The sequence below is a fragment of the Sphingomonas sp. FW306-1B-B10E genome, from assembly GCF_058782005.1.
Genome location: NZ_JBYSXG010000006.1, coordinates 44,689 through 56,792 on the forward strand (window position 1 = coordinate 44,689; position 12,104 = coordinate 56,792).

Consider the following 12,104-nt stretch of genomic DNA (forward strand, 5'->3'; position numbering starts at 1 on the left):
CGGGCAACGTGGAAGTTGAAGCGGGCGCGGAACCACTCGGAACCGCGCCGGCACCAAAGTTCATTCAGAACCGGAAAGAAGCTCCCGCCCGGAAGGTGCGCCCGACCACGCCGGCATAATGCCACGTCGGTAGGTAGTTGATCCCGGAGTAGGACGCGGGAGCGATGGGTGCGCGTTCATTCGTGAAGTTGCCCACGTTCGCGAAGAACGTGAAGTTGTCATTCACATGATAAGCCATATTCAGATCGGCATAGATGAACCGCTTGATGTAGCACGCGTCGTCACCGGTCCCATACAGGTTCTGGTCACACGAGAGATCGATGTTGCCGCTCGCGTCAGGGTCAACCTCGTCGGCGGCTACCGACTTGATACGAGACACGTAGTAAGTGGTAGCGGAGAGTGAAAAGTCGCCGATCTCAAGCGTGTTCTGCCAATTGCCGCGCCATTCCGGCGTGCCCGCCCCCGACGAAAGTTCGTAAGGCCCAAGCGTGCCAACATATTTGCGGGCCACGCCATCTCCGAAGTCTACGTTGAACTTGAGGATCTTGTTGACGTCCACCCGGCTGATGAAGCGGACACCATCGGTGATCTCGAAGTTCGCGTTGGCCGAGAAATCCAGGCCTTCCGTCTTGAAGTACCCTGCGTTTACGTAGGGCGCGTTGATGATCAACACGCGCGGAAGAGCCGTCGGGTAGAGTGGGTCGATCGCATCCACGGCACCGACGGTATAACCCTCAGGCAGCGGCTGGCCTGCGAAGTACGCTGCGCGAGCGGCACCGAGATCCGGGCCCGCAACGATCACATCGCTCTTCTTGATGTTATAATAGTCGACGGTGAAGCTGAGCGCGCGAGTTGGTTCGAACACCAGACCGCCAGTGAAACTACGCGACGTCTCTGGCTTCAGGTTGGGGTTGCCCGAGAAGCCGCCCCCAACGCTATATGCCTGCGCATAGGGATTGGTGTTTCCGGCGCTCACGAGACCGCCATGGGCGTTCTGGAAGCTGGCCGGCGGCGTGAACGTCACAAAGCCGGGGAAGCTAGAGCGCGGGTTGCTCTCCGCGAACGTGGGCGCGCGGAACCCTTCGGAATAGGTTCCTCGAACCGCCAATTGCTTGATCGGTGTGAACTTGGCACCGATCTTCGGGGAGAAGTGGCTGAAACCTTCCGAATAGTGGTCGTATCGCCCGGATGCGCTGATCTCCAGCTGCGTCAGGATCGGGGCGCTCACTTCGAAATAGGCAGCCGAGACCGTGTGCGAGCCAAAGGCCGCCGCCGTGTTGGCGTAGTTGGACAGGGTCGGGTTCAGGCTGTTGTTTTCCAATGTCTCACGGCGGATCTGTCCGCCTACCGCCACCTGGAGCGGGCCGCCCGGCAGTTGGAAGAAAGCATGCGAGATCGACGCGTCCAGTGACGCAAGCGACGTATGGGAAAGCGCTTGAATGTCGGGCGCAATCGTCTGGCGCACGGCATCCGAGTTCAAGCTTGGATTGATGAAATTGTAGGTGCCCGTATTGATCGCCTGCTGGAGCCCGGCGATGTTGATCACCCCAAAAGAGTTATACTCCAGATTGTCGCGCGCGCCGACAGCTTCCACCCGCCAGTTCCAGGAGTCGTCAATCGAGCCGTTGAGGCCAATCGCGCCCCGGATCACTTCGTTGCCACGCTCTGAACCGGCTGCGATGTCACCGAACCGGTAATAGATGCGAGCAGCGTTGGCTGCCGCCGTAGCCGCATCCACGCCATTCACCGTAGCATAGGGGTTGTTGGGGTTCAGGCGACGGTCCGCCGCCGTGATACAGTTCACGCCCGCCGCGCACACGTAATAAGGCAGCACGACGCCGGGATTGTTGGACGCGACCGTCGGCGAGGCGCCGTAGGGCTGACGCTGCCGAATGGAGGACGGCGTCCCGTTGATGTTGACCTGGCTGTGCGAGTAGCTGCCGAGCACATAGGCTTCGATATTGTCGGTCAAGCGGATGCTGAGGCGCCCGGAGAACGAGAAACGCTCCTGGAGAGGCTGGACCTGGCTATATTCGTTTGTGGTGTTGTGGCTGCACGCGGTCCCACGGGCCGCGCCACCGGTCACGGTGAACGTCCCGTTGGGGCAATTCGCGCTCAACAATGTGAAGTTGCTATAGGGGACGGTGTCCCCTGCCGCGTTGACGTAGGTGCCGTTCGGGGTGAGCGCGAGCCCGCCGGTGAACGGATTATTCAAGTCCAGCTGGGTCGTACGCGCAACTACCGCATCGACGGTGCCGTTGTTGCTGGTACCCGTGACCGAGCTATCGTCTGCGTTCTGGTCCAGAAGCCCGATCGAGCTAAGGTCTGTGGTGTTGAAGGGGAAGCCAACATCTCTCCCCGAGATGCGGCCGTCACGCTGATACTCGGCGTTGACGAAGAAATTCCAGCCAGTTTTCTCATAATCGCCAAAACCGGCCGTGAGGTTTCCACGATAGCGCGCCCCATACCCCTTTTCGGCTACGCCTCCTTCGACAGTGGCCGACACGCCGGTAATTTGCTTTTTCAGAATGACGTTGACGACGCCGCCGATCGCCTCGGCACCGTAAGTCGACGATGCACCGTCCTTCAGCACCTCGACTCGCTCGACCATGCTGAAGGGGATTGAGTTCAGGTCTGTATAGGCGTTGTGACCGTCATCGTTGAGCGGGAAATTCGCCGAGCGCAATCCGTCGATCAGGATCAGCGTCGATGACACCCCGAGACCGCGAAGTGAGACTGCCGATCCGCCTGCCGAGAAACCAGCCTGAAAACCGGTGGAGATTGAGCCCGCACCGTCGGCCGACACTTGCCGAACCGCGTCCGCAATGGTGGTGGTACCCGCGCGGCTCAGGGTCTCGCTAGTGACGACAGTAACTGGCGAAGCGGTCTCCGTATCCGTTCGGCGGAACAGAGTCCCGGTCACGACGATCTCGCCCGAGCTCTGTGCTTCGTCAGTTTGCGCTTCGATCTGGGTCTGGCCAGGGGTTGATGCATCCTGGGCAAGAGCTGGAGCGGCAAAAAACGAACTGGCGAGCACCATCGCAGAGACGGCCGACGTGCCGTACAGACGTGCAGATTGCGTTTGCTTCATGAACATCCCTCACTTGTTCCGGTATCGGTGTTCGACATCCGAAGTTTCAACTCGCCGTCGCTTCCACCGGGGCGATCCTACGAGCCGGTAGGGGCGGTCATGAAGATCCAAGCATCAGCCGTAAAGCTGACGACGTTTGTAACGAAACGTTTCTGACAAAATGTAGCCGAAATAACACGGTTTGTTGCTGCGATGTTGCGGTAGGGTCGATGAGTCACGCACAATTGAGTGTGCCGTCGGCCCGCTATACGCCGCCTGAAGTCGACGCTATTTTTCTGAATTGTTTCTGTCAAGGATACTGAGGCATAGCAAGCGTAACCCGCGCGGCTGCAAGATCTTGTCCGACGCAACACAAGATGCTATACGGCCAAGCTGAACGAAATGTCGGCTAACCGGCGCTGCTACGAGCGCGCCGCGCGACTGCTTATGAGGCGCAAAGCGGATAAGTGCTCATCGTTGGCAGGACGCCAGCTGACCGCCCAATGTTGGACATCGCCGCTCAGAAAGCGGATGCCGCGACCACGCGGCGACAATCGTCCACCAGGTTGAGCGGGGCGCGGATTTGCGAATCGGCTTCGACAGGCGCGATCAGGGCTGTAGCATCTGGAGCTGGGCGCAGATTGCACCCGCTGCGACACGAAGGCAACCTTAAGGTTGCCCTACGGGCACGGTCAGGTTGTCTCGACAGTGGTGTTGGGATCTCCTTACCAAGACCTAATAGATTGCTGTATTTCAATTACTTATGACGATTGACAACCTTACCTTTACAACCGTCAATGACCGCGAGACGATGAAAGACAATCATACGCGACCCATTGATCCGCCTTCGAGGCGGCGTTGCGTAAAGACGTGCTTGGAACGGCGGGCGTGGTTCGGTGACGTCGGCCGCCTCGCCGGAGGTGCTGTCCGATAACGTGGAGAGCCATGCACAACCCCCCGCGTCTGTAAGCACGGCCTTGGGCACGGCGGATATCTGCAATTTTCGTCGAGCTCAGGTGAGACCGAGCCTAATTATTCTCTGAGCTCGGGAGAGCCCCGGGCAAGTAAGAGGCCCTCTCATGCGCGCGGGTGCGTTGCCGTTCCGCCTGACTGGACCAACAACTTACACGGTTACCGCAGTCAGCGTCACCAGCCGGCAGGCTCGCCGACGGTGGCAACCTCAACCGCATGGATGCGCGAAGTCACGAACCAAGAGCCGATCGAATCGCCCTGCGGCAACTTGAATAATCGCGGTCGCCATGGTTGCCCTGACGGCAGCTAGCGCCCCAATCTCGGTCATTCAGCGTCGCCGCGGTCCTTTCCAAAAGAATGGCCTGATCGCAGCGATTGCTCGAGCGTTGAAGCATGAACCAGCTTTCAGCGCGACGACACCGCGAGCGGAGCGGGCTGTTCGGTGCCGCTACACTGACAGTCTTTCGCGCGACGTGCCACGCTGGCCGGACTGGCGCGCGATGTCGTAGCCGGTCGGATGGCCGGGCCTATGTCATGATACATGAACGATGACGCCAATCTGACTTACGCCGGCGAGGCGCGCGACTTCGGCAGACTAAGCTTGCCGGTGCTGTTCTTGCACGGTCTGCGTGACCCCGTCTGCGAGAAAGCGGACAGGCAGATCACGACCCATCTCCCGCCGTTCGAAGGCGAAAACGAGGAACGCCCGCTAGCGGGCGATTGCTGACTGGCAGGATCGACGCAACGACTTCGAGGTTGCTGCCGGCAAGAGCTGCCGTGCCCGGCGAGGACGTTTGCTAACAACACGATGAACGGTGGGCACCGTTCCTTGAGACCGCCCCCATTGCGGTGCCAATCGGGCAAGGCATTCGCTGCATCTAGCGCTCTGCGGCGCGAACGAGCACCCATTTGTTGTCCGACCCAGCGAATCTCTCGACTGCCAGATCGACGAAGCCGCGCACCTTCGGATCCATGTAGCGGCTCGACGCGAACACCGCGTGGACCGGTGCCGGCGTTCGCGCCCAGTCGCTCAGAACGCGCTGGAGCGCGCCATTTTCGAGCCAAGGATCAGCCATGTAGCGCGGCAGCTGGGCGATCCCCAATCCGGCGAGCGCCATGTTGACCGCCGCGAGCGTGTTGTTCAGCGTGCATCGGGGGATCTGCTCGATGCGTTCCGTTCGCCCACCGCTCACCAACGTCCAACGAGGCCGACCACGCGGCGTGTGCATGATCAGGTCGTGACAGGCCAGGTCCGCGACCTCGTCCAGACGATGCGCTCCACGTAGATAGCCCGGCGAAGCGTAGAGACCATAGTCCACCTCGCCCAGCCTGCGTGCCGAAAGATCGGAGTCTGCGAGTTCGCCGACCCTGATGGCGACATCGACGCCTTCGTGGATGATGTCGACGATGCGGTTCGTGTACTCCGCCTCGACGACTACGTCGGGCGCGGTCTTCAGGAACTCGGCGATCCATACGTCCACACGCGTGCTCCCGAACTCGGCACCAGCGGTGATCTTCAGGCGGCCTCTCGGCCGCTGGGTTCGCTGCGCCACCGCGGCCGTCGCCGCATCGGCGGCCGCAAGGATGCCCGATGCGCGCTCGAAATAGTCACGGCCGACTTCCGTCACGCTGAGCCGTCTGGTCGACCGTGTCAGGAGCTGGGCGCCCAGCTTCTCTTCCATTCGAGAGACCGTGCGGCTGATCCGCGCCTTGTCAGTGCCGAGGCGCTGCGCGGCGGCGGTGAAGGACCCATCGGCCACGACGGCGACGAAGGTCCGCATCTCGGTCAAATCTATTGTTGACGACATAGTCAACAGTCTTTCCGATTTGCAAAGATTATTCAAGTCTGTCCGCATCTCCATCTCGTGCTTCCAACATATGAGGAAGCACAGTGAAGATCGGCATATTGAACACGGGCAACATCGGCAGCCGGCTCGCCCGGGCATGGACGGAGGCCGGACACGAACTTATCGTCGCCAAGGACGGCGAGGACCGCAAACTGGCGCCGCTAATCGACGAACTCGGCGGTCGCGCGAGACTTGCGTCGATCCGGGAGGCGGCGGAGGCCGGCGAGATCGTCCTCTTCTCGGTCTATTGGCCGCGCGTCGCCGCAATCGTCGACGCGGTCGGCGACACGCTCGACGGCAAGGTCGTCATCGAGACGATGAACCCACTGGGAGTCACCCCGGACTTCCAGCACTTCCACGACCGCGACTTCATGCGCGACAGCTCGACCGCCGAGGACCTGCAGCGGCGCCTGCCCAAAGCGCGCGTCGTCAAGGCGTTCAGCACAGTGGCGGCCCCGGTGCTCGAACGCGCGGCGTGGACGGGTGCCGCGGCCCGTCCGAGCGTCTTCTATGCGGGCGACGACGCGGCGGCAGGCAGGATCGCGCGCGGGCTGATCGAAGACGCCGGGTTTCAGCCCGTCAACGCCGGTCCGCTCGCCGTCGCTCGCCAAATCGAGCAGCTCGGCGTCCTCCTTCATCACATCGCCGAGCATGAATTCGGCGGCGATTCCGACCTCGTCCGATTGGCGCTGACGCTCGTCGAGGCGAATCCCGGCCCCGTCATCCGTGACCGCATCGCCTGAAGATGCCCTCAACCAACACATCGTCGAAAGGAAATTCTATGTCGAAGTCTCTCGAAGGGAAGATCGCGCTTGTGACCGGAGGCTCGCGTGGCATCGGCCGCGCCATTGCCGAACGCCTGGCGCGCGAGGGCGCGACGGTAGCGCTCACCTATAACGCGAGCATGGACGGCGCCGAGGATGCGGTACAGGCGATCGAGCGCTCCGGCGGGCACGCCTTCGCGTTGCGCGCGGACCTCGCCGATGCGGGGTCGATCCCGACGCTGTTCGATGCGCTCGACCAGGAACTCGCCAAGCGCGGCGGCGGATCGCTAGACATCCTCGTCAACAACGCCGGCAATTCGGGCTGGGGCGGGCTCGATGATGCGACACCCGAGAGCTGGGACACGATGTTCGCCGTTCACGCCCGCGCGCCGTTCTTCGTGACGCAGGCCGCAGTCAGCCGCCTGTCCGACGGGGGGCGCATCATCAACATTTCCTCCGCGCTGGGATCGCGCCCGCTACCGATGGTGCCGATCTACTCAATGGCCAAGGCGGCGATCAACAACCTCACCCATGCCCTCGCGATAGAGTTGGGACCGCGCGGCGTCACGGTGAACGCTGTCGCACCGGGCTGGGTCCGCACGGACATGAACGCAGCCGTCCGCGAGAATGCCGATGTCGTGAAGAGCATCGAGGCCGACACCGCGCTCGGGAGGTTCGGCGAGACGGCGGACATCGCCGCCGTGATCGCCTTCCTCGCCTCCGAAGAAGGCCGGTGGATCACCGGCCAGGTGATCGAGGCGAGCGGCGGCTTCAAGCTCTAGCGGGCAGCGGGTCAGGTCGGCGACACCCGGCGCCACCTGACCCGCGCTGTCAGCCCTCCGAAACCTCGATCGCGTCCACACGGTCCGGATAGAACGCGAGGTGGTCCTTGATTTCCGGCATGTGGTCGAACGGATCCTCGTATGACCATGCGACATCTTTGGCGCCCCCGTCCCGGGCGCTGAAATAGCTCGCGTCTCCCTTGTACGGGCAGTGCGTGCTCGTCTTGCTGCGCTCCAGTTGATCCATCGCGATCTCGTCGCGCGGGATATAGTAGACCGGGGGCAGGCTGGCCTCGTTGAGCAGCAGCGCGTTGCGGCTCTCGGCGAGCGTCGCTCCTCCCAGCGTCACGACGACCTTCTTGGCCGCCGGCTCGATGGTGATCGGATGATCGGGGCCGGGCTTTCTTCCACCTTGCATGTTCTTCTCCTCGAACCCGCACCCCATTTTGAGATGCGGGGGTTCCGTCGGCCGGGCATCTTCGCAAGCGCCCGGCCGGGGACAATCACTGTTTGACAGTATCGGCGCTCGCCTGCGCCATGAACAGATCGACATGGACCTGCGGCATGCCCTCAAACGTGCCGCCGATCGGCGACGGGCGTTCCGCCTCGTCGATGAGGCGCTGGGCATCCTCCCGCGACACGGGCGTGCCGGGCTGCGTGTAGGCGCGCTCGGCTTCCGGGCCGGTCGCTTGCAGATCTACCGTCGGAGCATAGGCCCAGAAGTAGATCGGCGTGCTCGGTTCGATGCGCCAGCTGTCCGCGAGCGAGCCCGCATTGATGGCATCGAAGCCGATATCGTCGAAGAACGCGGTCACCGCCTGCTTCGCGCCGGCGTCGTCGCCCGCGATCGGCAGCGTCGTGCGATTCGCCGAGCCTTTGGACGTCGCGTTGGCCTTCATGTGGAGCCAGCTGAGGTTATGAAGGCCCTTGACGACCTTAGCCCCCGGCAGACGTCGCTGGACCAGCTCGCTGGACGTCAGCTCCCCTTTGTCGAGGACTTCGTTACTGCCGAATGCGGGGTAATAGTTCGTCTGGTCGAGCACGACCTTGCCCGCGAACTTGCCAGCCGGCAGCTGCTCGGAGGCGGCGATGGGGATCGAGAGTGTGACGATGTCGCCCGCCGCGATGGCTTCCTCGGTGGAACCGGCGCTCGCAAGCGGACCGAGCTCCGCAACCAAGTCCTCGATGGTGTCCGCGCCGCGGGAATTGCTGATGACCACTTTGTAGCCGGCTGCCGTCGCGAGGCGGGCGACCGCCTTGCCGACGAGGCCGGAGCCGATGATTCCGATAGTCTGCGTCAACGTCGTTTCCTTCATGAGAGATAGCGGCGAGAGCGAGCCGGCGCGGCATCGCTTCGTCGCACTCGACTGGCTGCGGGGCGCGGCCAGACGGCATGCAGGAAATATGGCTGGGATTGCTCGGTTGAAGCCGGTCAGATGAGCAACTGACCGTTGTTCCGAGAGACAACAAAAGGGCCTCGATGGTGGTGTCGATTGCGTCGCGACCGAGAAGCGGAAAATGCATCTGGAACAGCCGTATCGCGGCCGCGATCTCGGTGCCAAGCGACAGGCCAACTCCGGTCTGAGGGACATATCCCTTCCAGAACGACCCGGTGCTTACGGTTGGAAAAGTTCAAGCTCCTGCGCAGGATAGTAGTTCTGGATTTCGCCTGTAACGCGCACCAGATACTTCTGACGCTCGTCGTCCTTCGAAACGATCGTCCCGACACTGCCAGGCATCACGGAACCGGTGATCTTTACGGTGTCGCCAACTTTGAACTCGTCCATCGCGTTGCTCCTTCGAAGTAGCGGCAAATGTTTTGTAGGTCGCTCCATGACCGGGCTCGGCCGCGAAGACGCTCGCGACGCCGGGTCGGGATTGCATGCGATCAAAGCGGCCGCGGCCGTAAGCGCGATCGCGGCTGAAGCAACGCGAAGCCGGTTCGAGGTAAACAGCGACGTGTCCTCTGATGGCCGATCCTCACGACAGTCCATAGCACCGACTAGCACAGTGTGCTAGTCCCTCGTAGCACGCTGTGCTAACTTTGTCTGGAAATGATCTTGGAAGGCCCTAAGACGCCCTCGACCAGGCAACGGATATTGGCCGCGGCGATGGCGCTCGCCCGCGAAGGCGAGAACTCGCGCGTGAGCGTCCGCGCCGTTGCCGGGAGAGCGGGCGTCGGAATGGGCACCCTTCGACACCACTTCCCTACTCAGCGGGAGCTGCTCGATGCGGTCTTCTCGTCGCTATACGAAGAGCTGCTGCCAGACGAGCGAATCCGAGATTGCTCCGTGCCAGCGAGCGAACGCCTCATCGAATGCTGCATGCAAATGCTCAATCCGCTCGGCGTCGGTGACGACGCCCGAAAGGCGTGGGCGGAGATCTTCCAGGCCTTTATCGACCCTCAGGCGAAGCCGGACCATCGGTTGGGCTATCTAGAGATGCGGCGGCAGGCCGCTCACCGCGTGAAGTCCTGGTTGTCGATACTCATTGAGGAAGGTGCCCTGCCGCGCGGCGACAACACACCTCGTGCGAACTACATACTCGCCGTCCTGGATGGACTGGCCGTCCAGCGAGCCCTGCCGACCGAAATGTTCCAGCTGCAAGTGGAAGCCGGCGTGCTGAAAACCGCAATAGCTGCGCTTTTCGTCCCGGACTGAAAGGCAACTACCATCACGTGCCCGGTCGAGGCTCCCGAGCCTCTAATTGAGGCGGAAGCGCCACCCGAAACTGCGGGCCTCAGTCACGTCGTTCCGGGGCGGGTGGCAGGATCTCATCGGCCTGCGCGCGCTGCACCGCACACTCGCGCGCGAGGAAATCTACGAGCGCGCGGACGGATGGGAGCAGGCCGCGGCGTGACGGGTAGACTGCATGCACGAGTCCCGCGCGCGGCCGCCAGTTCGGAAGGACGTGGACGAGGCGTCCCGTCCTAACGTCATCCCATATGAACACCGTCGGCAATTGCACGGCGCCGACACCTGCGGCGGCCGCATCCCGCAGGACGGACATGTCGTCCGTAACGAGACGCGGCACGTGCGGCACGACCGCCGCCTGCCCGTCCGCGTGATGCAGCTCCCAGGCATGTTCACGGTGAGGCCGTGCCTGATCGAGGCTGGGCACGGCGGTAAGGTCTGCGGGCGAACGGATCGTCCTGCCGCCGACCAGCGAAGGCGACGCGACGAGGCACTGGGAGCTATCGTCGAGCCGCCGCATGACGAGGTCGGTCGACTCCAGCGGAGGGAAGCGGACTCGGATCGCCAGGTCGAACCCTTCGGCGATCACGTCAACCCGACGGTTTGTGCTCTCAAGCTGCACCTGGATCCCCTGGTGCTCCATCATGAAGCGGGCGACGAGCTCGCCGAACTGGAAGGACAGCAGGGCAGTGGGACAGCTCATCCGCACAAGGCCCCTCGGCTCAGCCTGCAGCTTGGCGACCACCTGCTCCGCCGCCTCCGCCTCGATGATCATGGCGACGCAGCGATCGTAGAACTCCCGCCCGACGTCCGTGACGGAGAAGCGGCGGGAGGAGCGGTTGAGGAGGCGGGCGCCCAACCGTTCCTCAAGGAGCAGCACGCGCCGGCTCAGCCGCGACTTCTGGACACCCAGCGCGCGGCCCGCGGACGAGAACCCGCCGTGGTCCACGACCGCCGCGAAATAGTAGAGGTCATTCAGGTCCTGCATCGTCCTGCATGTAGGACGCTGCGTCTCCGCAGGCAATCTTTCGGAGGATTCGTCGCGGCGATAGATCCGCCACCGTCGATGCGGCGATCCCGCGAGGCCGGAGGATCACGATGCGCAAGAAGGTGCTGGGCAGATACGGGAACGAGCGGCGGCACTGGGTCGGCGACGGCTTCCCGGTGCGATCGCTCTTCTCCTACGACACGATGGGCGCGCACATCAGCCCATTCCTCCTGCTCGACTACGCCGGGCCGCACGAGTTCGCGCCGACGACGCGGCGTCGTGGCGTCGGCAAGCATCCTCATCGCGGGTTCGAGACCGTGACGATCGTCTACGACGGCGAGGTCGAGCACCGGGACTCCGCGGGCAACGGCGGCGTCATCGGTCCCGGCGACGTGCAGTGGATGACCGCGGGCGGCGGCATCATCCACGAGGAATATCATTCCCCCTTCTTCGCGAAGACGGGCGGGCCGTTCCGCATGGTGCAGCTCTGGGTCAACCTGCCCGCCAGGAACAAGATGGCGCCGGGCGACTATCAGGGCATTCTCAAGGCGGACATCCCCGAGATGCCGCTGCCGGGCGGCGCGGGAAGGGTCCGCGTGATCGCGGGGGGCTACCGCGGCACCACTGGGCCGGCACGCACCTTCACTCCAATCAATGTCTGGGACGTGTGGCAGCGGCGAGGCGCGACAGCCCAACTCGAGCTGCCGGAAGGACACATCTCGATGATCGTGGTGCTCGCGGGCCGGGTCACGGTCGGCGACGACCACGCGGCCACCGAGGCTCAGATGCTGCTCCTAGACCGCAAGGGCAGCACGGTCTCCATCCACGCGGACGACGACGCCCAGTTTCTCGTCCTGACCGGCGAGCCGATCGACGAGCCGATCGTGGGCTACGGTCCGTTCGTGATGAACACCGAGGCGGAGATCCGCCAGGCCGCCGAGGACTTCAACCGGGGCCGGTTCGTCACGGTGCCAGCGTGATCGAGGGG

Annotated in this window: 11 protein-coding genes; 5 read left to right on the plus strand and 6 right to left on the minus strand. The window is 63.1% G+C overall.

What is annotated here, in order from left to right:
* Window positions 1-64: 64 nt before the first annotated feature.
* The gene (locus AC3WJI_RS03885) at window positions 65-3,091 is read right to left on the minus strand and encodes a TonB-dependent receptor plug domain-containing protein (protein ID WP_492755933.1); all 3,027 of its coding nucleotides are present in this window, start codon (window positions 3,089-3,091) and stop codon (window positions 65-67) included.
* Window positions 3,092-4,583: 1,492 nt separating this feature from the next.
* Here AC3WJI_RS03885 and AC3WJI_RS03890 point away from each other — a divergent pair.
* The gene (locus tag AC3WJI_RS03890) at window positions 4,584-4,769 is read left to right on the plus strand and encodes a hypothetical protein (protein ID WP_492755934.1); all 186 of its coding nucleotides are present in this window, start codon (window positions 4,584-4,586) and stop codon (window positions 4,767-4,769) included.
* Window positions 4,770-4,920: 151 nt separating this feature from the next.
* Here AC3WJI_RS03890 and AC3WJI_RS03895 read toward each other — a convergent pair whose 3' ends face one another.
* Window positions 4,921-5,823, minus strand: a complete 903-nt coding sequence (locus tag AC3WJI_RS03895) for a LysR family transcriptional regulator (protein ID WP_492755993.1) — start codon at window positions 5,821-5,823, stop codon at window positions 4,921-4,923.
* Window positions 5,824-5,933: 110 nt separating this feature from the next.
* On the opposite strand from AC3WJI_RS03895, the gene AC3WJI_RS03900 reads away from it, so the two are divergent.
* Both AC3WJI_RS03900 and AC3WJI_RS03905 read left to right on the plus strand, forming a co-directional pair.
* Window positions 5,934-6,632, plus strand: a complete 699-nt coding sequence (locus tag AC3WJI_RS03900; protein WP_492755935.1) for an NADPH-dependent F420 reductase — start codon at window positions 5,934-5,936, stop codon at window positions 6,630-6,632.
* Between the two features lie 38 nt (window positions 6,633-6,670).
* The gene (locus AC3WJI_RS03905; RefSeq protein WP_492755936.1) at window positions 6,671-7,435 is read left to right on the plus strand and encodes an SDR family NAD(P)-dependent oxidoreductase; all 765 of its coding nucleotides are present in this window, start codon (window positions 6,671-6,673) and stop codon (window positions 7,433-7,435) included.
* 49 nt (window positions 7,436-7,484) lie between these two features.
* On the opposite strand, the gene AC3WJI_RS03910 is transcribed toward AC3WJI_RS03905, so the two are convergent.
* The 3 genes from AC3WJI_RS03910 to AC3WJI_RS03920 form a co-directional block, all read right to left on the minus strand.
* A complete protein-coding gene (locus AC3WJI_RS03910; protein WP_492755937.1) occupies window positions 7,485-7,853 on the minus strand; it encodes a DUF427 domain-containing protein in 369 nt (122 codons plus the stop codon).
* An 85-nt stretch (window positions 7,854-7,938) separates the two neighbouring features.
* The gene (locus AC3WJI_RS03915; RefSeq protein ID WP_492755938.1) at window positions 7,939-9,027 is read right to left on the minus strand and encodes an NADPH-dependent F420 reductase; all 1,089 of its coding nucleotides are present in this window, start codon (window positions 9,025-9,027) and stop codon (window positions 7,939-7,941) included.
* Between the two features lie 24 nt (window positions 9,028-9,051).
* Window positions 9,052-9,222 carry a KOW domain-containing RNA-binding protein gene (locus AC3WJI_RS03920; RefSeq protein WP_492755939.1) on the minus strand — a complete coding sequence of 57 codons (171 nt, stop codon included), beginning with the start codon at window positions 9,220-9,222 and terminating at the stop codon, window positions 9,052-9,054.
* A 267-nt stretch (window positions 9,223-9,489) separates the two neighbouring features.
* Between AC3WJI_RS03920 and AC3WJI_RS03925 the strand changes: the two genes are divergently transcribed.
* Entirely contained in the window at window positions 9,490-10,095 is a 606-nt protein-coding gene (locus AC3WJI_RS03925) for a TetR/AcrR family transcriptional regulator (RefSeq protein ID WP_492755940.1), read from the plus strand.
* Between the two features lie 79 nt (window positions 10,096-10,174).
* On the opposite strand, the gene AC3WJI_RS03930 is transcribed toward AC3WJI_RS03925, so the two are convergent.
* Window positions 10,175-11,116: a LysR substrate-binding domain-containing protein gene (locus AC3WJI_RS03930; protein WP_492755941.1), complete on the minus strand. Its 942-nt coding sequence runs from the start codon at window positions 11,114-11,116 to the stop codon at window positions 10,175-10,177.
* Window positions 11,117-11,226: 110 nt separating this feature from the next.
* Between AC3WJI_RS03930 and AC3WJI_RS03935 the strand changes: the two genes are divergently transcribed.
* A complete protein-coding gene (locus AC3WJI_RS03935) occupies window positions 11,227-12,096 on the plus strand; it encodes a pirin family protein (protein ID WP_492755942.1) in 870 nt (289 codons plus the stop codon).
* The last annotated feature ends 8 nt before the right edge of the window (window positions 12,097-12,104 follow it).

Bases quoted from the DNA above. Each gene is read 5' to 3' on its own strand.
- AC3WJI_RS03885 (WP_492755933.1), bottom strand. From the start codon at position 3,091: ATGAAGCAAACGCAATCTGCACGTCTGTACGGCACGTCGGCCGTCTCT.
- AC3WJI_RS03890 (WP_492755934.1), top strand. From the start codon at position 4,584: ATGAACGATGACGCCAATCTGACTTACGCCGGCGAGGCGCGCGACTTC.
- AC3WJI_RS03895 (WP_492755993.1), bottom strand. From the start codon at position 5,823: ATGCGGACCTTCGTCGCCGTCGTGGCCGATGGGTCCTTCACCGCCGCC.
- AC3WJI_RS03905 (WP_492755936.1), top strand. From the start codon at position 6,671: ATGTCGAAGTCTCTCGAAGGGAAGATCGCGCTTGTGACCGGAGGCTCG.
- AC3WJI_RS03910 (WP_492755937.1), bottom strand. From the start codon at position 7,853: ATGCAAGGTGGAAGAAAGCCCGGCCCCGATCATCCGATCACCATCGAG.
- AC3WJI_RS03915 (WP_492755938.1), bottom strand. From the start codon at position 9,027: ATGTCCCTCAGACCGGAGTTGGCCTGTCGCTTGGCACCGAGATCGCGG.
- AC3WJI_RS03920 (WP_492755939.1), bottom strand. From the start codon at position 9,222: ATGGACGAGTTCAAAGTTGGCGACACCGTAAAGATCACCGGTTCCGTG.
- AC3WJI_RS03925 (WP_492755940.1), top strand. From the start codon at position 9,490: ATGATCTTGGAAGGCCCTAAGACGCCCTCGACCAGGCAACGGATATTG.
- AC3WJI_RS03930 (WP_492755941.1), bottom strand. From the start codon at position 11,116: ATGCAGGACCTGAATGACCTCTACTATTTCGCGGCGGTCGTGGACCAC.
- AC3WJI_RS03935 (WP_492755942.1), top strand. From the start codon at position 11,227: ATGCGCAAGAAGGTGCTGGGCAGATACGGGAACGAGCGGCGGCACTGG.